This window comes from Tabrizicola oligotrophica, from assembly GCF_011008935.1.
Taxonomy (GTDB): Bacteria; Pseudomonadota; Alphaproteobacteria; order Rhodobacterales; family Rhodobacteraceae; genus Tabrizicola_A; species Tabrizicola_A oligotrophica.
Window position 1 is genome coordinate 61,958 of sequence record NZ_JAAIVJ010000002.1, and the last position, 22,273, is coordinate 84,230.

General features: G+C 66.7%; 20 protein-coding genes. 19 read left to right on the plus strand and 1 reads right to left on the minus strand.

Features of this window, described 5'->3' with window-relative positions; translation table 11 throughout:
* Positions 1-15 precede the first annotated feature (15 nt).
* The 9 genes from G4Z14_RS04355 (at position 16) to nadC (ending at position 9,685) form a co-directional block, all read left to right on the plus strand.
* Positions 16-816 carry an SDR family NAD(P)-dependent oxidoreductase gene (locus tag G4Z14_RS04355; protein ID WP_164623567.1) on the plus strand — a complete coding sequence of 267 codons (801 nt, stop codon included), beginning with the start codon at positions 16-18 and terminating at the stop codon, positions 814-816.
* A gap of 1 nt (position 817) precedes the next feature.
* Positions 818-1,750, plus strand: a complete 933-nt coding sequence (locus G4Z14_RS04360; protein ID WP_164623568.1) for a BKACE family enzyme — start codon at positions 818-820, stop codon at positions 1,748-1,750.
* On the plus strand, positions 1,750-3,171 hold the full coding sequence (locus tag G4Z14_RS04365) for an aminobutyraldehyde dehydrogenase (RefSeq protein WP_164623569.1): 1,422 nt from the start codon (positions 1,750-1,752) through the stop codon (positions 3,169-3,171). The genes G4Z14_RS04360 and G4Z14_RS04365 overlap by 1 nt, the downstream gene beginning before the upstream one ends.
* On the plus strand, positions 3,168-3,920 hold the full coding sequence (locus tag G4Z14_RS04370) for an SDR family NAD(P)-dependent oxidoreductase (protein ID WP_164623570.1): 753 nt from the start codon (positions 3,168-3,170) through the stop codon (positions 3,918-3,920). Before G4Z14_RS04365 ends, G4Z14_RS04370 begins: the two co-directional genes overlap by 4 nt.
* A 4-nt stretch (positions 3,921-3,924) precedes the next feature.
* Positions 3,925-4,851 (plus strand): 3-hydroxyacyl-CoA dehydrogenase NAD-binding domain-containing protein, encoded by a 927-nt coding sequence (locus G4Z14_RS04375; protein ID WP_164623571.1) that lies wholly within the window; start codon positions 3,925-3,927, stop codon positions 4,849-4,851.
* Between the two features lie 6 nt (positions 4,852-4,857).
* Positions 4,858-6,177 (plus strand): NAD(P)/FAD-dependent oxidoreductase, encoded by a 1,320-nt coding sequence (locus G4Z14_RS04380; RefSeq protein WP_164623572.1) that lies wholly within the window; start codon positions 4,858-4,860, stop codon positions 6,175-6,177.
* Positions 6,178-6,267: 90 nt separating this feature from the next.
* Entirely contained in the window at positions 6,268-7,314 is a 1,047-nt protein-coding gene (gene nadA / locus G4Z14_RS04385; protein ID WP_164623573.1) for a quinolinate synthase NadA, read from the plus strand.
* A gap of 14 nt (positions 7,315-7,328) precedes the next feature.
* On the plus strand, positions 7,329-8,840 hold the full coding sequence (locus G4Z14_RS04390) for an L-aspartate oxidase (protein ID WP_265331846.1): 1,512 nt from the start codon (positions 7,329-7,331) through the stop codon (positions 8,838-8,840).
* Complete coding sequence (nadC, locus tag G4Z14_RS04395; RefSeq protein WP_164623575.1) at positions 8,837-9,685, plus strand: carboxylating nicotinate-nucleotide diphosphorylase; 849 nt, start codon at positions 8,837-8,839, stop codon at positions 9,683-9,685. The genes G4Z14_RS04390 and nadC overlap by 4 nt, the downstream gene beginning before the upstream one ends.
* Before the next feature lie 9 nt (positions 9,686-9,694).
* Here nadC and G4Z14_RS04400 read toward each other — a convergent pair whose 3' ends face one another.
* Positions 9,695-10,636 carry a LysR substrate-binding domain-containing protein gene (locus tag G4Z14_RS04400; RefSeq protein WP_164623576.1) on the minus strand — a complete coding sequence of 314 codons (942 nt, stop codon included), beginning with the start codon at positions 10,634-10,636 and terminating at the stop codon, positions 9,695-9,697.
* A gap of 156 nt (positions 10,637-10,792) precedes the next feature.
* Here G4Z14_RS04400 and chvE point away from each other — a divergent pair, with 156 nt between their 5' ends.
* From chvE to G4Z14_RS04450, 10 genes are all read left to right on the plus strand, one after another.
* Positions 10,793-11,866: a multiple monosaccharide ABC transporter substrate-binding protein gene (gene chvE / locus G4Z14_RS04405; RefSeq protein WP_164623577.1), complete on the plus strand. Its 1,074-nt coding sequence runs from the start codon at positions 10,793-10,795 to the stop codon at positions 11,864-11,866.
* Positions 11,867-11,929: 63 nt separating this feature from the next.
* Positions 11,930-13,459, plus strand: a complete 1,530-nt coding sequence (gene mmsA / locus G4Z14_RS04410) for a multiple monosaccharide ABC transporter ATP-binding protein (RefSeq protein WP_164623578.1) — start codon at positions 11,930-11,932, stop codon at positions 13,457-13,459.
* Positions 13,459-14,649: a multiple monosaccharide ABC transporter permease gene (gene mmsB / locus G4Z14_RS04415; RefSeq protein ID WP_164623579.1), complete on the plus strand. Its 1,191-nt coding sequence runs from the start codon at positions 13,459-13,461 to the stop codon at positions 14,647-14,649. The genes mmsA and mmsB overlap by 1 nt, the downstream gene beginning before the upstream one ends.
* Positions 14,650-14,658: 9 nt before the next feature.
* Positions 14,659-15,651: an AraD1 family protein gene (gene araD1, locus G4Z14_RS04420; protein ID WP_164623580.1), complete on the plus strand. Its 993-nt coding sequence runs from the start codon at positions 14,659-14,661 to the stop codon at positions 15,649-15,651.
* A 7-nt stretch (positions 15,652-15,658) separates the two neighbouring features.
* The gene (gene araD, locus G4Z14_RS04425) at positions 15,659-17,401 is read left to right on the plus strand and encodes an L-arabinonate dehydratase (RefSeq protein WP_164623581.1); all 1,743 of its coding nucleotides are present in this window, start codon (positions 15,659-15,661) and stop codon (positions 17,399-17,401) included.
* Complete coding sequence (locus G4Z14_RS04430) at positions 17,401-18,318, plus strand: Gfo/Idh/MocA family protein (protein ID WP_164623582.1); 918 nt, start codon at positions 17,401-17,403, stop codon at positions 18,316-18,318. Before araD ends, G4Z14_RS04430 begins: the two co-directional genes overlap by 1 nt.
* 9 nt (positions 18,319-18,327) lie before the next feature.
* Entirely contained in the window at positions 18,328-19,839 is a 1,512-nt protein-coding gene (locus tag G4Z14_RS04435) for an aldehyde dehydrogenase (NADP(+)) (protein WP_164623583.1), read from the plus strand.
* A 3-nt stretch (positions 19,840-19,842) separates the two neighbouring features.
* Positions 19,843-20,730 (plus strand): 2-dehydro-3-deoxygalactonokinase, encoded by an 888-nt coding sequence (locus G4Z14_RS04440; protein ID WP_164623584.1) that lies wholly within the window; start codon positions 19,843-19,845, stop codon positions 20,728-20,730.
* Complete coding sequence (locus G4Z14_RS04445; protein ID WP_164623585.1) at positions 20,727-21,347, plus strand: 2-dehydro-3-deoxy-6-phosphogalactonate aldolase; 621 nt, start codon at positions 20,727-20,729, stop codon at positions 21,345-21,347. Before G4Z14_RS04440 ends, G4Z14_RS04445 begins: the two co-directional genes overlap by 4 nt.
* Positions 21,347-22,228 (plus strand): SMP-30/gluconolactonase/LRE family protein, encoded by an 882-nt coding sequence (locus G4Z14_RS04450; RefSeq protein WP_164623586.1) that lies wholly within the window; start codon positions 21,347-21,349, stop codon positions 22,226-22,228. Before G4Z14_RS04445 ends, G4Z14_RS04450 begins: the two co-directional genes overlap by 1 nt.
* Positions 22,229-22,273: the final 45 nt, after the last annotated feature.

A 22,273-nucleotide genomic window follows, 5' to 3' on the forward strand; every position in this document is an offset into this window, starting at 1 on the left:
TGAAAGGATCACAGGATGAACGGCAGGTTGTCGGGCAAGATTGCCCTTGTGACGGGCGGGCGCGGCGGGATTGGCCGGGCGATCTGCGACCGGTTCCAGCGCGAAGGCGCCACAGTCTATGCCGCCGACCTTTCGGAAGGCGGCAGTCTGTCGGGCGCCGGCGCCGGCCGCTTCCTGCGGCTGGACGTCACCAGCGAGGACGAGACTCGCGCCGCAATGGACCGGGTCATGGGGGAAGAAGGGCGTCTCGACGTTCTGGTCAATGCCGCCGGGATCGAGATTGAACACACGATCGAACACACCAGCCTTGCCGACTGGAACCGCATCTTTGCGATCAATGTCACCGGCACCTTCCTGCCGTCGAAATACGCCCTGCCGCTGCTGCGGCGCGGCGCTGCGGCGGGCGGGAATGGGCAGGCCTCGATCATCAACTTCGGCTCTTATGACGGTTTCATTGCCGATCCCGGTCTGGCGGCCTATTGCGCGTCCAAGGGCGCTGTCCATGCCCTGACCCGCGCCATGGCCTGCGACCACGGGTCGGAAGGCATCCGGGTGAACGCGATCTGCCCCGGCTATGTCGACACGCCCATGCTGCGAAGTTTCTTCGGTGGGGCAGGGTCAGGCGCGGGCGGCGGAGCGCTGGACACGGTGTTGGATCAGGTCAAGGCCATTCACCCCACCCGCACCTGCGGCACGCCGGAAGACATCGCCAATCTGGTCAACTGGCTGGCCTCGGACGAGGCGCGCTATGCCTCGGGCCAGCTTTGGGTTCTCGACGGCGGTCTGTCCGCCCAAGTCCAGCAGATGAGGTTCTGAAGTGGCGAAGTCCGTCATCATCACCTGCGCGCCGACCGGCGGCATTCACACCCCCACGATGTCACCCCACCTGCCGATCACTCCGGCCGAAATCGCCACGGCCAGCATCGAGGCGGCCGACGCTGGGGCCTCGATCATCCACCTGCATGCGCGCGACCCAGAAACCGGCAAGCCCGACCCGCGGCCGGAGATTTTCGCGCAATTCCTGCCGGTCATCAAACAGGCCACCGATGCGGTCATCAACGTCTCGACCGGCGGGGGCTTGGGCATGACGATGGATCAGCGGCTCTTGGCAGCGACCACGGCCAGCCCGGAAATGGCCAGCCTGAACATGGGCTCGATGAACTTCGGCATCTTCCCGCTTTTGTCGAAATACACCGACTGGAAACACGACTGGGAGCCGAAATTCCTGGAGATGACGCGGGATTTCATCTTCCCCAACACTTTCGCCACCATCGAATATGCGCTGAAGACGCTGGGCGACGGGCATGGCACCAAGTTCGAATTCGAATGCTATGACCTGAGCCACCTCTACAACATCAAATGGTTCATCGACCAAGGGCTGATCAAGCCGCCGTTCTTCATCCAGATCGTGTTCGGCATTCTGGGCGGCGTCGGCGCCGACCTTGATAACCTCATGCACATGCACAAGGTCGCCGACCGGCTGTTCGGGGCCGAGAATTACGAATGGTCGGTGCTGGCCGCCGGACGCCACCAGATGCCCTTTGCCACGCAAAGCGCGCTTCTGGGCGGCAATCTGCGCGTCGGGCTGGAGGACAGCCTGTTCATCGGCAAGGGAGAGCTTGCGACCTCGAACGCGCAGCAGGTCCGCCGCATCCGCACCATCATCGAAAGCCTTGGCCTGACCGTCGCTACCCCCGCCGAAGCCCGCGAAAGGCTGGGGTTGAAGGGCGGCGACAAGGTGGCCTTCTGATGCAGACCAAGCTTCTCATCAATGGCGAGATGGTGGCGGGGGAGGGTGCGGCGCTGCCCATCCTGAACCCCGCAACCGGCGACGAGGTTGCCCGCGTGGCCGAGGCCAGCCCCGAACAGGTGGATAGCGCCATGCGGGCCGCCGATGCGGCGTTCGAAGAGTTTCGCACCGCCCCGCCATCGCGCCGGGCCGGTCTGCTTCAAGACATCGCCAATGTGATCGAGGCCCATGCCGAAGACCTGGCAAGTCTGGAAAGCCTTGATGTCGGCAAGCCCTGGCCCTCGGCGCTGAATGACGAGATGCCGCTGACCATCGACACCTTCCGCTTTTTCGCCGGTGCCGCGCGCACTATGGGCGGGCTGGCGGCGGGGGAATATGTGGCGGGCCATACTTCGATGATCCGGCGCGATCCGGTGGGGCCGGTGGCGGCGATTGCACCGTGGAACTATCCGCTGATGATGGCGGCCTGGAAGCTGGCCGCACCTCTGGCGGCGGGCTGCCCGGTGGTGCTGAAACCGTCGGAACTGACGCCGCTGTCCACTCTGCGGCTGGCCGAGCTTCTGGCCGATGTGGTGCCTGCGGGGCTGGTGCAGGTGCTGCACGGCCGCGGGCCGACCATCGGCGAGCGGATGATCAACGCCCCCGAGGTCGAGGCGATTTCCATCACCGGCTCTCCTGGCACCGGTCAGGTAGCAATGCGGGCGGCGGCGACCCAGATCCGCCATGTGCATCTGGAGCTGGGCGGCAAAGCGCCGGTGATCGTGTTCGACGATGCCGACCTTGAGACCCTGGTCGCCACCATCCGCGCGGGCGGCTTCTTCAACGCGGGGCAGGACTGCGCCCAACCCTGCCGCCTGCTAGTGCAAGCGGGCATCCATGACCGGCTGGTGGCCGATCTGGCGGCGGCGGTGTCCAGCATCCGCATCGGCGCCCCGCGCGCGGCGGGCACCGAGATGGGGCCGATCGTCTCGGCCGCGCAGCGCGACCGGGTGGCGGGCTTCGTCGACCGCGCCCGCGCTGTGGCCGAGGTGGTCGCGGGCGGCGAGGCCCCGGCTGGCGCCGGATACTTCTACCGCCCGACCGTGCTGGCGAATGTCGCCCATGATGCAGAAATCGCCCGGAATGAGGTCTTCGGCCCGGTCGTCACCGTTTCGCGCTTTGCCGATGCGGATGAGGCGCTGCGGATCGCCAACAAGGGGCGCTACGGCCTCGCCTCCTCGGTCTGGACCCGGGATACGGGGCGGGCGATGGCCATGACGTCGCGGCTGCGCTACGGCTTTACCTGGGTCAATACCCACGGGGTCGCCACCCCGGAAATGCCCTGGGCGGCGATGAAAGGCTCGGGCACCGGCTGCGACATGTCAGTCTTTGCGCTGGAAGCCTTTACGGCGGTGCGCCATGTCATGATGGCCCACGCATGACCCGCGCCATCATCACCGGCGGCTCGCGCGGGATCGGCCGCGCCATCGTGGACCGGCTTTTGGCCGACGGCGCGCAGGTGCTGACCTGCGGTCGCGGCGACAGACCGAGTGACCTGCCCGCCGCCGTGCTGTGGGCGCAGGCCGATGTCGCCAACCCCGCCGAGGCGGCGGCGCTGTTTGCCAAGGCACGGGCGGCGTTCGGCCCGGTCGATGTGCTGGTGAACAACGCAGGCGTGCAGATCGAAAAGACGGTTGCCGAGACCACCGATGCCGATTGGGACCAGCTGATCGGCATCAACTGCCGGGGCAGCTTCAACATGTGCCGGGCTTTCCTGAACCAACCGGATGCGCGCGGCGCCATCGTCAACATCGGTTCGATTTCCGGCGATGTGGCCGATCCTTCGATGGCAATCTACAATGCCTCGAAGGCCTTCGTGCATGGGCTGACCCGGTCTATCGCCGTCGATCACGGGCCGCATGTGCGCTGCAACGCCATCCGCCCCGGCTGGATTCAGACCGGGATGCTGGAGGCGGGGTTCGCGCTGGCCACCGATCCCGCCCGCGCGCGTGCCGATGCGCTGGCCCGCCATGCCGCCCGCCGTTTCGGCACGCCCGCAGACATCGCCAACACCGTGGCCTGGCTGGTCTCGGACCAGTCCGGCTTTGTCACCGGGCAATGCTTTACCATCGACGGCGGGCTGACCGCTGCCTCTCCGCTTCAACCGGGCCTCATCTTCAACCAGGACTAAGTGCATGACCGAATTTCCCAAAATCGCCGTAATCGGCGCCGGTGTCATCGGCGCCAGCTGGGCGGCGCTGTTTCTTGCCTCGGGCCGCGAGGTCGCGGTGCATGATCCGGTGGCGACCGAGGCTTCGGTGCGCGACTATATCGACCGCGCCTGGCCCACCCTGACCGAGCTGGGGCTGGTCAAGGGCAGGGGCGTGCTGACGTTCCACGCCACCACCGCCGAGGCCGTGCGCGACGCCGATTTCATTCAGGAAAGCGTGCCGGAACGCATCGCCCTCAAGCACGCGCTTTATGCCGAAATCGAACCGGCGCTGAAGCCGGGCGCGGTGGTGGCGTCGTCGGCTTCGGGCCTGACTCTGAGCGAGATGCAGGCCGGATGGCGCAACCCCGGCCCTCTCGTGCTGGGCCATCCGTTCAACCCGCCGCATCTGATCCCGCTGGTCGAGGTCATGGGCAATGCCCGGACCGCCGCCGGCATGGTCGAGGCTGCCGAGCGGTTCTACAAGGCGGTGGGCAAGGTCACGATCCGCGTCCACCGCGAGGTTCCCGGCCATGTGGCCAACCGCCTGCAAGCGGCGCTCTGGCGCGAGGCGATCCATCTGGTGCAAAGCGGCGTGGCCTCGGTCGAGGATGTGGATACCGCGGTCTGGGCCGGGCCGGGCCTGCGCTGGGCGGCCATGGGGCCGACGATGCTGTTCCATCTGGGCGCCGGCGAAGGCGGGCTGGCGGCCTTTTGCGACCGCTATGCCGACAGCTTCAACCGCTGGTGGGACGATCTGGGCAAGTTGCACCTGAACCCCGAACTGTCCTCGCGGCTGGTTGCGGGCGTGCAGGAGGCGACCGGTACCGTGCCGACGATCGAGCTGGCCGCCAAGCGCGATGCGCTGATCGCCGCCATGCAAAAGGCGGCAGCCGCCCTGCGAACGGCCTGACCCATCATGGCGCACCCCAAACCGACACCCGGCCCGATCATCATCATCGGGGCCGGACAGGCGGGTTTTTCCGCCGCCGACAAATTGCGCGATCTCGGCCATGCCGGCCCGATCACCCTGATTGGCGCCGAAGCCCAACTGCCCTACCAGCGCCCGCCCCTGTCGAAAGCCTATCTCCTGGGCGCGCTTGGCCGCGAACGGCTGTTTCTGCGACCGGCCGAGCATTTTGCCCGGCGCGAGATAGATCTCAGGCTTGGCGTCCGGGCGACGGCGATCCGGCCCGGCGCGCGTGCTGTCGTGCTGAGCGATGGCACCTCCGTGCCGTATGACCGCCTGTTGCTGGCCACCGGCGCCATGCCTCGGCGGCTGCCCGAGGCGATTGGCGGCACTCTGGCGGGCGTCATGACGATGCGCAATCTGGCCGATGCGGATGGCTTTGCCGCAGCTATCCGCGCGGCCCGGCGGTTGCTGGTGGTGGGCGGCGGCTATGTCGGTCTGGAAGCCGCGGCCAGCGCGCGCAAGCTGGGCGTGGCTGTCACCCTGATCGAAGCGGCGGACCGCATCCTCAAACGTGTGGCAGCGCCAGAAACCGCGGCCTATTTCCGCAAGCTGCATCAGGATCACGGCGTGGACCTTCGCGAAGGCGTGGCGCTGTCACGGCTTGAAGGACAGGGCGGGCGGGTCACCTCGGCGGTGCTGGGCGATGGCCAAAGGCTGGAGGCTGACCTCGTGCTGGTCGGGATCGGCGTCGAGCCGGAAACCGGGCTGGCCGAAGCGGCCGGGATTGCCGCCGACGGCGGAATTGTGGTCGATGCCTTCTGCGAGACCTCGCATGCAGGCATCTATGCCGCCGGTGATTGCGCCGCCTTTCCGTGGCAAGGTGAACGGCTGCGGCTGGAAAGCGTGGGCAATGCGATAGATCAGGCCGAGGTGGCCGCCGCCAACATGCTGGGTCACGCCGTGACCTATCAGGCCCGGCCGTGGTTCTGGTCGGACCAGTACGACACCAAATTGCAGATCGCCGGCCTGTCGCGACGCTTCGATCAGGTGGTGGTCCGGGCGGGTGGGTCGGAACAGGCCCGGTCCATCTGGTATTTTGCCGCCGGGAAGCTGCAGGCGGTCGACGCCATCAACAAACCACGGGTCTTCATGATCGCCAAGCGGCTGCTGGAAGGCGGCTTGCCGGTCGATCCCGCTGGCGTTGCCAAGCCCGGAACCGACCTGCGCGCGCTGCTGGCGGATCAAGGCGAAAAGGCGCCGGCGCACAACACGGATTCACGGGGCAGCGGCCTTGTGGCTGTGCCGGGCCGGCGCGGAACGAGTTGACGGAGCGGCCCGCATCGAATATGCCGCACCTGCGAAATCCGTCGTCCCGTCGTGCGCTTCCGACCCCCTCTGCCGAAGAAAGCTCCCCCATTGCTCGACCTGTCGCCGATGCGCGCCGAACTGGCGGCGCAATATGATCTGTCTCCCTCGCTTGACGCGGCCGAGGCAACCCGTTCGATCTGGGAAAAGGCGGCCCGCGTCATTCCCTTTGCCGAATGGGCGGTTCATGCCCCCTATGTCGTGGCCATCAACCGCCTTAAGCGTGAGCGTGACGCGGTGATCCTGGGCCATAACTACATGACACCCCAGGTGTTTCACGGGGTCTGCGACGTGGTGGGCGACAGTCTGCAGCTGGCGATGGCAGCGCGCGAGGTTGCCGCTTCGGTCATCGTGCAGGGCGGTGTGCATTTCATGGCGGAAACCTCGAAAGTCCTCAACCCGGGCAAGACCGTGTTGATGCCCGACATGGCGGCGGGGTGTTCGCTGGCGTCCTCGATCACCGCAGAGGGTGTTGCAGAGATGCGCCGTCGCTATCCCGGGGCGCCGGTGGTGGCTTATGTCAACACGTCGGCCGAGGTGAAGGCGGCGGCCGATGTCTGCTGCACCTCGGCCAATGCCGCGCAGATCGTGCGGGGGATGGACAGCGAAACCGTCATCATGCTGCCCGACAAGTATCTGGCGCAGAACGTCGCCCGGCAAGTGCCGGAAAAGCAGGTGGTCTGGTGGGATGGTGCCTGCATCGTGCATGAACAGTTCACCCCCGCCGACCTGCGCGAGTTCCGCAGCTTTCATCCCGGCACGCGGATCATCGCCCATCCCGAATGCCCGCCCGATGTGGTGGCCGAGGCGGATTTCACCGGCTCGACCGCCGGAATCATCGCCTATGTCGGGCAAGAGAAGCCGGCATCGGCGTTGCTAGTCACCGAATGTTCGATGGCCTCGAACATTGCCGATGCGCACCCGTCGGTAGAGTTTGTCGGCCCCTGCACCATGTGCCCCTACATGAAGATGATCACGCTGGAAAAGATCCTGTGGTCGCTGCACACCATGACCACCCCGGTCGAGGTTCCCGCCCATCTTGCCGAAGGCGCGCGCGCTTCGGTGCAGCGGATGATCGACCTGTCGGGCCGGCGCTGATGCAGGTTGCCCGGATGCAGACCGACCGCGTGCTGATCATCGGCGGCGGTATCGCGGCGCTTTATGCCGCGCTGGCGCTGGCCCCCCGCCCCGTACTGATCATCGCGCCAGAGCCGCTTGGCCATGGCGCCAGTTCAGCCTGGGCGCAGGGTGGGGTTGCGGCAGCGATGGGGCCGGGGGACCGGCCGTCGGATCATCTGGCCGATACGATCCGGGCGGGCGCGGGGCTGGTGGATGCGGCTGTGGCGGCCCGTATCACTGCCGAGGCCGCCGAGCATGTCGCCCGGTTGTCCGATCTGGGCGCCCCCTTCGACCGCGATCTGCATGGCAATTACCTGCTCTCGCGCGAGGCGGCCCATGGCGCGGCGCGGGTGGTGCGGGTTGGCGGTGACCGCGCGGGGCAGGCGATCATGGCAACGCTGATCCGCGCCGTGCAGGCAGCACCGCATATCCAGCTGCAGACCGCCCTGTCGGTCACCGGGCTGATCGTCGAGGCCGGGCAGGTGGTCGGCGTCGAGGTCGAGGGTGACGGGACGGGGGAAATCCGGGGCCCGGCCGTGCTGTTTGCCGGCGGTGGCGCGGCGGGGCTTTACGCAGTGACCACCAATCCGAACCGCATTCGCGGCCAGATGCTGGGAATGGCCGCGCGGGCCGGCGCCCTGATCCGTGATGCCGAGTTCGTGCAGTTCCACCCCACCGCCATCGACATCGGCGAAGACCCGGCGCCGCTTGCGACCGAGGCCTTGCGCGGCGAAGGCGCCGTTCTCATCAATGCCATGGGGACCCGCTTCATGCCGGCGCTTGCCCCCGAGGCCGAGCTTGCCCCGCGCGACATCGTTGCGCGCGGTGTCTTTGCCGAATGGCAGGCCGGTCGGCGGCCGATGCTTGATGCCCGCGCTCTGGGCGCGCAGATTGCCAGCCATTTTCCCACCGTTCATGCCGCCTGCCAGCGCGCCGGGATCGACCCGGCGCAAGAGCCGATTCCGGTGACGGCGGCGGCGCATTACCACATGGGCGGCATTGCCGTGTCGGCGGATGGGCGATGCAGCCTGCCCGGCCTTTGGGTGGCGGGCGAGGCGGCCTGCACGGGGCTGCACGGCGGCAACCGGCTGGCCTCGAACGGTCTGCTCGAAGCCCTTGTTACGGGCCGCGCCGCCGGTCTCGACATCGCTGCGGCGATGCCGACGGGCGCGGCGCCCGAGGCAAAGGTGGCACTCGCCGGCACGGCCCCGGTCGCCGACCCGGCCAAGGTCGCCCGGCTGCGCGGACTCATGACCACCCATGTCGGTGTCATCCGCGAGGAAACCGGGCTGCGTGCGGCACTGGCGGGCCTCGCTGATCTGGAACCCGATGCGCCCCCGGCATTGGCGAACATGCTGGCGGCGGCGCGGATGATTGCCACGGCGGCGCTCTTGCGGCGCGAAAGCCGCGGCGCGCATTGTCGCAGCGATTTCCCGGGCGAGCTGCCGCCAAAGCCCTCACACCTGACGCTGGCCGATGCCCTTGCCCTGAAGGAACCCGCATGACCGACCTGCCCGATTTCCTGCTCGAGCCGCTGGTTCGCGCTGCGCTGGCCGAAGATCTGGCGCCTTGGGGCGATGCGACGTCGCGCGCCGTGATTCCGTCTGGCACCCGCGGCGGTGTGGTGATGCGGTCACGCGGGGCTGGCCGGGTCTCGGGCATGCAGGCCGCGGCGATGGCCTTTCGGCTGATCGACGCGCAGCTTTCGGTTCAGACGCTGACCCCCGATGGCGCCGCCTGCGCCGCCGGTCAGGTGCTGATGCGGGTGTCGGGCGATATGGCGGCCATTCTGATGGCCGAGCGGGTGGCACTGAACTTTGCCGGACGGATGAGCGGCATTGCCACGTTGACGGCGGCCTTTGTGAACGCGGCGTCCGGCCGGGCGCAGATCACCTGCACCCGCAAGACCACGCCCGGGCTGCGGCTGGTCGAAAAGGCGGCCGTGCGCCATGGTGGCGGGGCCAATCACCGCTATGGCTTGGGCGATGCCATCCTGATCAAGGACAACCATATCGCCGCCGCAGGGGGCGTTCGCGCCGTGCTGGAGCGGGTCAAGGCTGCGCGGTCGCACATGATGCGGGTCGAGATCGAGGTGGACCGCCTGGATCAGCTTGCCGAGGTTCTGGCCACCGGCGGGGCGGATTGCGTCCTGCTCGACAACATGGACAACGCGACACTGACGCGCGCCGTCGAGATGGTGGCCGGGCGGCTGGTGACGGAAGCCTCGGGCAACATGAGCCTGCCGCGCATTCCCGAAGTCGCCGCCACGGGGGTCGATTACATCAGCGTCGGCGCCCTGACCCATTCCGCCCCGGTTCTGGACCTCGGGCTGGACTATGCCGACGCCTGAGGCTTTCGGTCACGCGGTCGGCTCTGCGGGGATGGTCTTGCCCAGAACCATGTCGATCATCCGGGCCACGACGCGCGGCAGAGACGAGCCCGCGCGGGTGATCAGACCAAAGGGCTCGACCTCGATGCCAAGGTCGATCGGCAGCGTCACATAGGGCGCGTCGGGGCCGTTGGCGAAGGTTTCGGCCACGGCGCGGGCGATGGGGGCGACGGCATTGGATTGCTGCATCATCGCCAGCGTCAGCAGGAAGGACGAGGTGGACAGCCGCTGCGGCGGCATCGGCAGGCCCAGTTCGGCCAGCCGTGCCTTCACCGCGCGGCCCAGAATGGCGTCCTGTCCCGGCATCACCCAGTCGAATTGCAGCAGATCTTCGGGCGTGATCTGCGGCAACCCCGCCAGATGATGCCCGCGCCGCACCAGCAGCGACACCGGCTCGGTTTCCAGCATGCGGATGGAAAACAGGTCCGCGCTTTGACCGGCGGGCAGGCGGCCGATGACGAAGTCCAGTCGTCCGTTCAGGAGTTGCTCGCACAGAAGGTCCGAGGGCGCGACATAAACCTCGGCGGTGACATCAGGCAGGGCCAGGCGGGCGTGACGCAGCACGGGCAGCACGCGATCCATCGCCGGGCCGGTCACCGAACCGATGCGGATATGGCCCCGCGTGCCGGTGGTGATGCCGGAAATCTCGCGCTCGGCATCGCGCAACTCGATCAGCACGCGGGCGGCGCGGCGGGCAAGGCTGGCTCCGACATCGGTCAGCGCAAGGCCACGGCCGACGCGCGCATGCACGCTGTGGCCAACGATGGCCTCGATCTCGACCAGAAGGCGCGAAGCGGCGGGCTGGGCAATGCCCAGTGCTTCGGCGCTGTGGCTCAGCTGCCCGGTTTCCTGCAGGCTGACCAAAAGCTGCAAATGGCGCAGTTTAAGCCCGCGCTTCAGGAAGGCGTCCATCATGACATCCCAAATATGTTATGAATAGTTCATATAACATTATTTGACCGATATGTAATGACCTGACAATCCTGTTTCTCGTCAGCCCGCCGGATGCGAACTCTGGCGAAGTGGCTGGTTAGACGCCGCCAAACTGCGGCCATGGGGAGGAAAACCATGAACCTTTCAAGACGCGCCCTTCTGGCGCTTGCTGCGGCCACGTCGATCATCGCGGCCCCGAATTTTGCGCTTGCCGAAGGCAAGGGCATGGTGGGCATCGCCATGCCGACGAAATCCTCGTCGCGCTGGATTTCGGACGGCGAATCGATGGTGAAGCAGTTCACCGAAGCCGGCTATGAAACCGACCTGCAATATGCCGAAGACGATATCCCGAACCAACTCGCCCAGATCGAGAACATGATCACCAAGGGCGCCAAGGTTCTGGTCATCGCGGCCATCGACGGCACCACCCTGTCGAACGCTTTGGACAACGCCGCCGCCGCCGGCATCAAGGTGATCGCCTATGACCGCCTGATCCGCGACTCGGGCAGCGTCGACTATTACGCCACCTTCGACAACTTCAAGGTCGGCGTGCTGCAGGCCAACAGCCTTGTGCAATGCCTGAAAGAGCGTTTCCCCGACCAGAAGCCCTTCAACGTCGAACTTTTCGGCGGCTCGCCCGACGACAACAACGCCTTCTTCTTCTACGACGGCGCGATGTCGGTGCTGCAACCGATGATCGACGCCGGCGAGATCGCCATCGGCTCGGGTCAGGTCGGCATGGACGTGGTCGGCACCCTGCGCTGGGATGGCGCCGTGGCGCAGGCCCGCATGGACAACCTTCTGTCGGCGAACTACGGCGACAAGGCCCTGCACGGCGCGCTCAGCCCCTATGACGGGTTGTCGATCGGCATTCTGTCCTCGGTCAAGGGCGTCGGCTATGGCTCGGGCGATCTGGCGATGCCCTGCGTTACCGGTCAGGACGCCGAAATCCCGAGCGTGAAGTCGATGATGGCGGGCGAGCAGTATTCGACCGTGTTCAAGGACACCCGCGCGCTGGCCGGCGTGACCGTGAAGATGGTGGACGCGATCATGCAGGGCGCCGAGCCCGAGATCAACGACACCGCCACCTACAACAATGGCGTCAAGGTCGTGCCGTCCTACCTCCTGGAGCCGAACGCGCTGGGCGTGAACGACATCCAGTCGATGCTGGTGGATTCCGGCTACTATACTGCCGACCAGCTCAAGTAAGCTGACGGCAATCGGGCCCGCCCCGGAGACGCGGGGCGGGCTTGTTCATCCGGGGGAGGGATGATGACAGTGCTTCTGGAAATGAGGGGGATCGGCAAGTCCTTTCCCGGTGTGCGCGCGCTGGATCAGGTGAACCTGACGGTTGAGGCGGGCGAAATTCATGCGATCTGCGGCGAGAACGGGGCGGGCAAGTCGACGCTGATGAAGGTGCTTTCGGGGGTCTACCCGGCGGGCAGCTACGAGGGCGAGATCCGCTATGACGGCGCCGTGCTGGAGAACCGCTCGATCCGCGACAGCGAGGCCAAGGGCATCATCATCATCCATCAGGAACTGGCGCTGGTGCCGCTTCTGTCGATCGCCGAGAACCTGTTCATCGGCAACGAGATTGCCCGGCGCGGCGTGATCAACTGGCAGGCGGCCTTCAAGAAGACCGAGGGCCTGCTGAAGAAGGTCGGGCTGAACGAGGCCCCCGGCACGCAGGTCGGCAAGCTGGGCGTCGGCAAGCAGCAACTGATTGAAATTGCGAAAGCCTTGGCCAAGGACGTGCGGCTGCTGATCCTTGATGAGCCGACGGCGGCCTTGCAGGAGAACGACAGCCAGAAGCTTCTGGACCTGATGCTGGAGCTGAAAGCCCACGGCGTCACCCAGATCATCATCAGCCACAAGCTGAACGAGATTTCCCGCGTTGCCGACCGGATCACCGTGATCCGCGACGGCTCGACCGTATCGACCATCGACCGCGCCGAGATTTCCGAAGACCGCATCATCCGCGACATGGTCGGCCGCGACATGGCGCACCGCTATCCCGACCGCGTGCCGAATCCCGGCGAGACCTTGCTGGAGGTCGAGGGCTGGAACGTCTGGCACCCCGAACAGAAGGACCGCCAGACCATCCACAACGCCGCCTTCCATGTGAGGAAGGGCGAGATCGTCGGGATTGCCGGGCTGATGGGCACTGGCCGCACCGAGCTTGCCATGAGCCTCTTTGGCCGCAGCTACGGGCGCGGGCATCGCGGCAAGGTGCGGATGAACGGCCGCGAGGTGGATGTCACGACCGTCGACAAGGCGATTGCGGCGGGGGTGTCCTATGTCACCGAGGATCGCAAGGCGCTGGGGCTGATCCTTGAGGAACCTATTCTGAAGAACATCAGCCTTGCCAATCTGGCGGGCATCGCGATGCGTGGCGTGCTGGACAAGCGGCGCGAGGCAAAGGTGGCGGAAGAATACCGCAAGGCGCTGGCAATCCGCACGCCGGGGGTGCAGCAGAAGGTGCTGAACCTGTCGGGCGGCAACCAGCAGAAGGTGGTGCTGTCGAAATGGCTGTTCACCGATCCGCAGGTGCTGATCCTCGACGAGCCGACCCGCGGCATCGACGTGGGGGCGAAATATGAAATCTACACCATCATGAACGACCTCGCGGCCCAGGGCCGGGGCGTGGTGATGATCTCGTCGGAAATGCCGGAGCTTCTGGGTATGTGCGACCGGATCTATGTGATGAACGAAGGCCGGATCGTGGGCGAACTCTCGCGCGCCGAAGCCACACAGGAACGGATCATGGCGATGATCCTCAAGACGACAGGGAGGGCCGCGTGATGGCTGAAGGCAAGGGCCAAAAAACAAATCTCGGCGCGCATCTGGGCGGGCACCTCAGGGAAAACGGCATGCTGGTGGCGCTGGTCGCCATCGTGTTCTTCTTCACGCTGGTCGTGCGGGTCAGCATCGACGTCGACTTCCTGTCGGCGCAGAACATCACCAACCTGTTCCTGCAGAATTCCTACGTCATCATCATGGCGCTGGGGATGCTCCTGGTGATCGTCGCCGGCCATATCGACCTTTCCGTCGGCTCGGTTGCCGCCTTTACCGGCGCGGTGGCGGCGACGCTGACCGTGACGCTGGGCTGGCCAGTGCTGGCGGTGATCCCGACCGTTCTGGTCGTGGGCGGGCTGATCGGCGCGGCGCAGGGCTATTGGGTGGCCTATTGGCGCATTCCGTCCTTCATCGTCACCCTGGCAGGGATGCTGGTGTTTCGCGGTCTGACGCTGTGGCTGCTGGGCGGGCAGAACATCGGGCCTTTCCCGAAGTCCTTCCAGTCGCTGTCCACCGGCTTCATCCCCGACTTGTTCATGGTCGGCAAGCCCAACGTGACGGCCATTCTCGTCGTGACCCTTGCCGCGCTGATCCTGATCTTCCTTGCCTGGCGGTCGCGGCAGTGCGACGCCGAATTCGGAATCGAGCAGGAACCGATGGGGCTTTTCGTGGCCCGCAGCATGGTGATCGCCGCGGCGCTGATCTTTGTCGGCTACAAGCTCGCCAGCTTTCGCGGTCTGCCGAATGTGGTGGTGGTGCTGACCATCCTGACCGTCCTTTACGCCTTCTTCACCGAGAACACGACGACCGGGCGGCGGATCTATGCCCTTGGCGGCAATGAGAAAGCCGCGAAGCTTTCGGGCATCAACACCAACCGGCTGGTCTTCCTGTGCTTCATCAACATGGGGGTTCTGGCCTCTCTGGCCGGCATGATCGTCACGGCGCGGCTCAACTCGGCCACGCCCAAGGCGGGCACGGGGTTCGAGCTGGATGTGATCGCCGCCGTGTTCATCGGTGGGGCCTCGATGACCGGCGGGTCGGGCAAGATCATCGGGGTGGTGGTCGGCGCGCTGATCATGGGGGTGATGAACAACGGCATGTCCATTCTGGGCATCGGCATTGATTACCAGCAGGTGATCAAGGGGCTGGTGCTGCTCGCCGCCGTCATCTTCGACGTCTACAACAAGAACAAGTAAGGCCAGACCATGCTGATTTCGCAAATCCTGCAACCGGATGGCCGCTTGGCCGTGGTGGTGCGCGACGGCACCGAGGCGGCGATTGTCCGCGGTGCCACCAGCACCTATGCGCTGGCCGAGGAGGCGATTGCCAAGGGGCAAGGCCTTGCCGCCACCATCGCCGCGCATGGGTTGGGCGAGGCGGTGGACCTGCCCGCGCTTCTGGCCGCGGGCCGGGTGACGCTGCCGATCACCCATCCCGACGCCGCCCACATGCACCTGACCGGCACCGGGTTGACCCATCTCGGCTCTGCCGCGGCGCGCGATGCGATGCACACGAAACTGGCGGGCGCCGAAACGCTGACCGACAGCATGAAGATGTTCCGCATGGGCCTTGAAGGCGGCAAGCCCGCCGCCGGCGCGGTCGGGGTGCAGCCCGAATGGTTCTACAAGGGCAACGGCACGCAGGCCGTCGCCCCCGGCGCGGCGCTGACGGCCCCCGGCTTTGCCGAGGACGGCGGCGAGGAGCCGGAAATCGCCGGCATCTACCTGATCGGGCCGGATGGCACGCCGCACCGCATCGGCTGGGCCTTGGCCAACGAGTTTTCCGACCATGTGACGGAACGGGTGAATTACCTGTGGCTGGCGCATTCCAAGCTGCGCCCGGCGGCCTTCGGCCCGGAAATTCTGGTGGGCGATCTGCCGGTCGACATTCGCGGCACCAGCCGGGTGCGGCGGGCTGGTGCGGTGATCTGGGAAAAGCCGTTCCTGTCGGGCGAGGCGAACATGTCGCATTCCTTCGCCAATCTGGAACACCATCATTTCAAATACGGCCTGTTCCGCCAGCCCGGCGATCTGCATGTGCATATGTTCGGCACCGCCACCCTGTCTTTCGCCGATGGCATCAAGACCGAAGCCGGCGATGTCTTTGAAATCGAGGCGGCCCCGTTCGGGCTCTCCCTGACCAACCCCCTGGCCTTTGATCCGGCGGAAGCCGGGCCAACCGCCGTGCATCCCCTGTGAGGCAAAGATGACCTTCAAACCCGCCCCCTGGCCCCGCCACTTGCGCTCGCAGGAATGGTTCGGCGGCAATGGCCGCGACCAGATCTATCACCGGGGCTGGATGAAGAATCAGGGCTTCCCGCATGACATGTTCGACGGCCGCCCGGTCATCGGCATCCTGAACACCTGGTCGGAACTGACGCCCTGCAACGCGCACCTGAACGTGCTGGCCGAGTTCGTGAAACGCGGGGTTTATGAGGCGGGCGGCTTCCCGGTGGAAGTGCCGGTGTTTTCTGCCAGCGAAAGCGCCTTCCGCCCGACCGCGATGATGTTCCGCAACCTTGCCGCCATGGCGGTCGAAGAACAGATGCGCGGTCAGCCGATGGATGGCTGCGTGCTGCTGGTCGGCTGTGACAAGACCACGCCCAGCCTCCTCATGGCCGCCGCCTCCACCGACCTGCCGTCGATCATCGTCACCGGCGGGCCGATGCTGAACGGCTATTTCAAGGGCGAGCGGGTGGGGTCTGGTACCCATCTGTGGAAATTCTCCGAAGCCGTGAAGGCGGGCGAGATGAGTCAGGAAGAATTTGCCGAGGCCGAAGCCTCGATGAGCCGCTCTGCCGGATCGTGCAACACCATGGGCACCGCTTCCACCATGGCCAGCATGGCCGAGGCCTTGGGCATGGCGCTGTCGGGCAATGCCGCGATTCCGGCGGTGGACTCGCGTCGCCGTGTCATGGCGCAGATGTCGGGCCGCCGCATCGTGCAGATGGTGAAGGACGATCTGAAGCCGTCGGATGTTCTGAAGAAAGAGGCCTTTGAAAATGCCATCCGCACCAATGCCGCGATTGGCGGGTCAACGAACGCGGTGATTCACCTGCTGGCCATCGCCGGCCGGGTCGGCGTGGACCTGACGCTCGACGACTGGGACCGCTGCGGCCGCGAGGTGCCGACCATCGTGAACCTGATGCCCTCGGGCAAATACCTGATGGAGGAATTCTTCTACGCCGGCGGCCTGCCGGTGGTCATCAAGCGGCTGGGCGAGGCAGGACTTCTGCACAAGGACGCGCTGACCGTGTCGGGCCAGACGGCGTGGGAGCAGGTCAAGGACGTGACCAACCACAACGAAGATGTCATCCTGCCTGCCGACAAGGCGCTGGCGAAATCGGGCGGCGTGGTGGTGCTGAAGGGCAACCTTGCGCCGAAAGGGGCGGTGCTGAAACCCTCCGCCGCCTCGCCGCAGCTGATGGTGCATCGCGGCCGCGCCGTGGTGTTCGAGGACATCGACGACTACAAGGCCAAGATCAATGACGAGGCTTTGGACATCGACGAAACCTGCGTTATGGTGCTGAAGAACTGCGGGCCAAAGGGCTATCCCGGCATGGCCGAGGTGGGCAACATGGGCCTGCCGCCGAAGGTGCTGCGCAAGGGCATCACCGATATGGTGCGGATTTCCGACGCGCGCATGTCCGGCACCGCCTATGGCACGGTCTGCCTGCATACCTCGCCCGAAGCTGCCGCCGGCGGGCCGCTGGCCGTGGTGCAGAACGGCGATTTCATCGAACTCGACGTGCCGAACCGCCGCCTGCATCTGGACATTTCCGAGGCCGAACTGGCCGAGCGGCTGGCGGCATGGAAGCCGCTGCACCCGCAATATGACTCCGGCTATGCCTGGCTGCATCAACAGCATGTGCAAGGGGCCGATACCGGGGCCGATCTCGATTTCCTGAAAGGCTGCCGCGGGGCGCCGGTCGGGCGGGATTCGCACTGATGCCGACCAAGATCGCCCTTGTGGGCATCGGCAAGATCGCCGTCGATCAACACGTTCCGGCGCTGGCGGCGAGCCCCGATTTCACCCTCGCCGCCACCATCAGCCGCAAGGGCGAGGTGGCGGGCGTGCCTTCCTTCACCGATTTCCACGCCTTCCTTGAGGCCTGCCCCGATGTGCCGGTGGTCTCGCTCTGCCTGCCGCCGGTGCCGCGCTTTGACTATGCCGAAGCGGCGCTGCTGGCGGGCCGTCATGTCATGCTGGAAAAGCCCCCCGGCGCCACCCTGGCCGAGGTGCATGAGTTGCAGGCCCTGGCTGCATCCCGCGGCCTGACGCTTTACGCCACATGGCACAGCCGCATGGCCCGCGCGGTGGCCGCCGCCAAGGCCTGGCTGGCCGACAAGGCGGTGCATGAGGCGCATATCACCTGGCGCGAAGATGTGCGCAAATGGCACCCTGGTCAGGACTGGGTGTTCGAACCCGGTGGCATGGGGGTGTTTGACCCCGGCATCAACGCGCTGTCGATCCTGACCGAAATCCTGCCGCAGCCGGTGCATCTGACCGAGGCCACGCTGGAGGTTCCCGCAAACCGCCAGACCCCGATTGCCGCGCAGCTTCGCTTTACCGGCCATGTCACCGCCGATTTCGACTGGCGCCAGACCGGCCCGCAGACCTGGGACATCACCGTCGAAACCGACCGTGGCCCGATGGCGCTACGCATGGGCGGCAATGTGCTGGAAATCGCGGGCAAGCCGGTGGCGGGCGATGCCGACATCATGGGCGAATACCCGGCACTCTACGCCCGCATGGCAGACCTCTTGCGCACGCGCGCCTCTGATGTAGACCTTGCCCCCATGGTCCATGTGGCCGATGCGCTTTCCCTTGGTCGCCGCCAGACGGTCGCGGCCTTCGATTTCTAGGATACCGAGATGAGCTTCACCCCGCACGGCCGCCACCTGATCGTTGGTGAGTGGGTCGCCAGCCCGCAAACCTTCCTGTCCGAACCGGCGCATGGGCCGGCCCATGCCTTCGGCGTCGGCACGGTCGATCTGGTGAACCGCGCCGCCGAGGCCGCCGAGGAAGCGTTCTGGAGCTATTCGGCCACCACCCGCGAAGAGCGGGCGGTGTTTCTGGAAACGATTGCCGATGCGATCGAGGCGCGGGCCGAGGCGATCACCGAAATCGGCACGCAGGAAACCGGCCTGCCGGTCGCCCGCCTGCAAGGCGAGCGCGGCCGCACCACCGGCCAGTTGCGCCTGTTCGCCTCGCATATCCGCGCGGGCGCCTATCTCGACCGCCGCAGCGATGCCGCCCTGCCGGACCGCGCGCCCCTGCCGCGCCCGGAGATCCGGCTGATGCAGCAGCCCATCGGCCCGGTGGCGGTGTTCGGCGCCTCGAACTTTCCGCTGGCCTTCTCGACCGCCGGCGGCGACACCGCTTCTGCCTTGGCCGCCGGTTGCCCGGTGGTGGTCAAGGGTCATTCGGCCCATCCCGGCACTGGCGAGATCATTGCCGAAGCCGTGGCCGAGGCGATTGGCAAGTGCAAGCTGCACCCCGGCGTGTTCTCGCTGGTGCAGGGCGGGCGGCGCGATGTCGGCGCGGCGCTGGTCACCCACCCGCTGATCAAGGCCGTCGGCTTTACCGGCTCGCTTGCTGGCGGCCGCGCGCTGTTTGATCTTTGCGCCAGCCGCCCCGAGCCGATCCCGTTCTTTGGCGAGCTTGGTTCCGTCAACCCGATGTTCCTGTTGCCGAACGCGGTCGCCGCGCGGATGGACAAGATCGTGGTCGGCTGGGCCGGCTCGCTGACGCAAGGTGCCGGTCAGTTCTGCACCAACCCCGGCATCGCCGTGGTGCGCGCCGATCAGGCTGAGGCTTTGGGCGCGGCCATGGTGACGGCGCTGCAGGCCGTCGGCAGCCAGACCATGCTGACCGAAGGCATCGCGGCGGCCTATGTGCAGGGCCGCGACCGGATTGCCGCCAGTCCCGCCGTGCGCGACCTGCTGACCCAGATGTGCGACCGCCGTCAGGCCACGCCGCAGCTTTTCATGGTCAAGGGTTCCGACTGGATCGGCAATCACCCCTTGCAGGAAGAGGTGTTCGGCCCGCTCGGCCTGATCATTGCCGCCGAAAGCGAAGATCAGATGCTGGAGATCGCCCGCGCCTTCGAGGGCCAGTTGACCGCCACCCTGCATGTCGACGATGCCGACACCGCGCTGGCCCGCCGCCTGCTGCCGATCCTGCAACGCAAGGCCGGCCGGGTTCTGGCCAATGGCTTCCCGACCGGGGTCGAGGTTTGCGATGCCATGGTGCATGGCGGCCCCTATCCGGCCTCCACCAACTTTGGCGCGACAAGCGTGGGCACCATGGCCATCCGCCGCTTCCTGCGTCCGGTCAGCTATCAGAACCTGCCGGAAGCCCTGCTTCCGGGCGACCTGCGCTAGGCCATGGCACCCGACTGGATTGCCGTTGACTGGGGGTCCTCGAACCTGAGGGCCTGGGCGATGGGGCCTGAAGGCATTCTGGCCGAGGCGCAGTCGGGTGAAGGTGCGGGCGGGCTGACCCGCGCCGAGTTCGAGCCTGCGCTCTTGCGGCTGATCGCGCATTGGCTGCAGCCGGGTCGGCAGACGCCGGTTCTGGCCTGCGGCATGGTCGGCAGCCGGCAGGGTTGGGTCGAGGCCGCCTACCGCGCCACGCCCTGCACTCCGGTCAGTTCCGCAGGGCTGGTTGCCGTGGCCACCCACGATCCCCGCCTTGGCGTGCAGATCGTTCCCGGCCTGTCGCAAGCCCGGCCCGCCGATGTGATGCGGGGCGAGGAATCGCAGATTGCCGGGGCGCTCCTGCTCACCCCCGGCTTTGACGGCGTGTTCTGCCTGCCCGGCACCCATTCGAAATGGGCCCATGTCAGCGCCGGCGAGGTGGTGTCGTTCCAGACCTTCATGACGGGCGAGTTGTTCTCGCTGCTGTCCAGCCAGTCCGTGCTGCGCCATGGCATGGGCGAGGGCTGGGACGAGGCCGCCTTTGACGAGGGCGTGGCCGATGCCCTGTCGCGCCCCGAGCGGATCGCGGCGCGGCTGTTCTCGCTGCGCGCCGAAGGGCTGCTGAACGGCCTTGCCCCCGCCGCCGCCCGGTCGCGGTTGTCGGGCCTGCTGATCGGCAGCGAACTTGCCGGGGCCAAGCCCTATTGGCTGGGCCAGCCGATCCGCCTGATCGGGGCCGCGGGTCTTTCCGCCAGCTATGCCCGCGCGCTCGCCGCCCAAGGGGTGGTGGCCGAAATCCTTGACGCCACCGCCTGCACACTGGCGGGCCTTGTCGCTGCAAAGGGAAACCCATGACCCAGCATCGCAACCTGATCGCCATCCTGCGCGGTCTGACCCCGGACGAGGCGCTGCCCGTGGCCGAGGCGCTGATCGCGGCGGGCATCACCCGCATCGAGGTGCCGCTGAACTCGCCGCATCCGATGACCTCGATCGCGTCCATGGTCCGGCATTTCGGCCAGCACGCCCAGATCGGCGCCGGCACGGTGCTGACCGTGGCGGATGTCGGCGAAGTGGCCGATGCCGGCGGCACGCTGATCGTCTCGCCCAACATGGACGCCGAGGTGATCCGCGCCACCAAGGCCAGGGGGCTGCAAAGCTGGCCCGGCGTGATGACCCCGACCGAGTGCTTCGCCGCGCTGAAGGCCGGGGCGGACGGGCTGAAGATCTTCCCGGCTTCGCTGATCGGCCCCGAGGGGCTGAAGGCCATCCGCGCCGTTCTGCCCCAGGCCACGCAGGTCTATGCCGTGGGCGGCGCCGGGCCGGATAATTTCGCAAGCTGGGTCAAGGCGGGCGCTAGCGGCTTCGGCATCGGCACCGCGCTTTACGCGCCCGGCCTGACCGCCGCCGAGGTTGCCGCCCGCGCCGCCGCGATAGTCGCCGCCCATGACGCCGCCTTTGCCGGGGGACAGTGATGATCTTCGATTCCCGCCTGTGCGAGTTGGGCGAGGGCGCGCTCTGGCACCCGATCCGCCGCCAGTTGTTCTGGTTCGACATTCTGGGCAAGCGCCTGCATACGGTCGAGGAGGGCGAACCGCGGCACTGGTCGTTCGTGGAGCTGGTTTCCGCCGCAGGCTGGCTGTCGCGTGATCATCTGCTCATCGCGGGCGAGCGCGACCTGTTCCTGTTCGATCTGGAAACCGAGGACATCGAGACGCTGGCGGAGCTTGAGGCCGACAAGCCCGGCAATCGCTCCAACGATGGCCGGGCCGACCGGCAGGGCGGCTTCTGGATCGGCACCATGTCGAAGCGCGGCGAGGCAGAGCCCGGCGCGGGCGCCATCTATCGCTGGTATCGCGGCGAGCTGCGCCTGCTTTTCCCCGGCCTGACCATTCCGAACTCGATCTGCTTTTCCCCCGATGGCCGCACCGCCTATTTCGCCGATACCGTGACGCAAGTCATCCAGAAGGTCGCGCTGGACGCCGCCGGCTGGCCCTGCGCCGCGCCGGAAGTCTTTGTCGACCTGTCGGCCGAGGGGCTGTTTCCCGACGGCTCCACCATCGACGCCGAGGGCAATCTGTGGAACGCGCAATGGGGCGCGGGGCGGGTGGCCTGCTATTCGCCGCAGGGCCGGTTCCTGAGGGCGGTTCCGCTAGATGCCCCTCACACGACTTGCCCGGCCTTTGGCAGCGAAGGCTTGGCCACGCTGTTCTGCACTTCCGCGCTGGAAGGGTTGGACGCTGCGGCTCGCGCCGCCCATCCGCTGTCCGGGACCACCTTCGCCGTGCAAGGCGTCGCTCGCGGCCTGCCGGAACCACGCGTCGAGATCGGCATGGTCGACGGCGTGGCTCGCTGAAGACAGACTTCTTGCGCAGTCCGTTGAGCAAACCGTGGCAGGGAG

What these genes read in the sequence shown, in the direction of transcription:
- mmsB (WP_164623579.1), top strand. Translation starts at nt 13,459, where the DNA reads ATGGCTGAAGGCAAGGGCCAAAAAACAAATCTCGGCGCGCATCTGGGC.
- araD (WP_164623581.1), top strand. Translation starts at nt 15,659, where the DNA reads ATGACCTTCAAACCCGCCCCCTGGCCCCGCCACTTGCGCTCGCAGGAA.
- araD1 (WP_164623580.1), top strand. Translation starts at nt 14,659, where the DNA reads ATGCTGATTTCGCAAATCCTGCAACCGGATGGCCGCTTGGCCGTGGTG.
- G4Z14_RS04445 (WP_164623585.1), top strand. Translation starts at nt 20,727, where the DNA reads ATGACCCAGCATCGCAACCTGATCGCCATCCTGCGCGGTCTGACCCCG.
- G4Z14_RS04390 (WP_265331846.1), top strand. Translation starts at nt 7,329, where the DNA reads ATGCAGACCGACCGCGTGCTGATCATCGGCGGCGGTATCGCGGCGCTT.
- chvE (WP_164623577.1), top strand. Translation starts at nt 10,793, where the DNA reads ATGAACCTTTCAAGACGCGCCCTTCTGGCGCTTGCTGCGGCCACGTCG.
- G4Z14_RS04450 (WP_164623586.1), top strand. Translation starts at nt 21,347, where the DNA reads ATGATCTTCGATTCCCGCCTGTGCGAGTTGGGCGAGGGCGCGCTCTGG.
- G4Z14_RS04435 (WP_164623583.1), top strand. Translation starts at nt 18,328, where the DNA reads ATGAGCTTCACCCCGCACGGCCGCCACCTGATCGTTGGTGAGTGGGTC.
- G4Z14_RS04440 (WP_164623584.1), top strand. Translation starts at nt 19,843, where the DNA reads ATGGCACCCGACTGGATTGCCGTTGACTGGGGGTCCTCGAACCTGAGG.
- G4Z14_RS04380 (WP_164623572.1), top strand. Translation starts at nt 4,858, where the DNA reads ATGGCGCACCCCAAACCGACACCCGGCCCGATCATCATCATCGGGGCC.
- G4Z14_RS04355 (WP_164623567.1), top strand. Translation starts at nt 16, where the DNA reads ATGAACGGCAGGTTGTCGGGCAAGATTGCCCTTGTGACGGGCGGGCGC.
- G4Z14_RS04365 (WP_164623569.1), top strand. Translation starts at nt 1,750, where the DNA reads ATGCAGACCAAGCTTCTCATCAATGGCGAGATGGTGGCGGGGGAGGGT.
- G4Z14_RS04370 (WP_164623570.1), top strand. Translation starts at nt 3,168, where the DNA reads ATGACCCGCGCCATCATCACCGGCGGCTCGCGCGGGATCGGCCGCGCC.
- mmsA (WP_164623578.1), top strand. Translation starts at nt 11,930, where the DNA reads ATGACAGTGCTTCTGGAAATGAGGGGGATCGGCAAGTCCTTTCCCGGT.
- G4Z14_RS04375 (WP_164623571.1), top strand. Translation starts at nt 3,925, where the DNA reads ATGACCGAATTTCCCAAAATCGCCGTAATCGGCGCCGGTGTCATCGGC.
- nadC (WP_164623575.1), top strand. Translation starts at nt 8,837, where the DNA reads ATGACCGACCTGCCCGATTTCCTGCTCGAGCCGCTGGTTCGCGCTGCG.
- G4Z14_RS04400 (WP_164623576.1), bottom strand. Translation starts at nt 10,636, where the DNA reads ATGGACGCCTTCCTGAAGCGCGGGCTTAAACTGCGCCATTTGCAGCTT.
- G4Z14_RS04430 (WP_164623582.1), top strand. Translation starts at nt 17,401, where the DNA reads ATGCCGACCAAGATCGCCCTTGTGGGCATCGGCAAGATCGCCGTCGAT.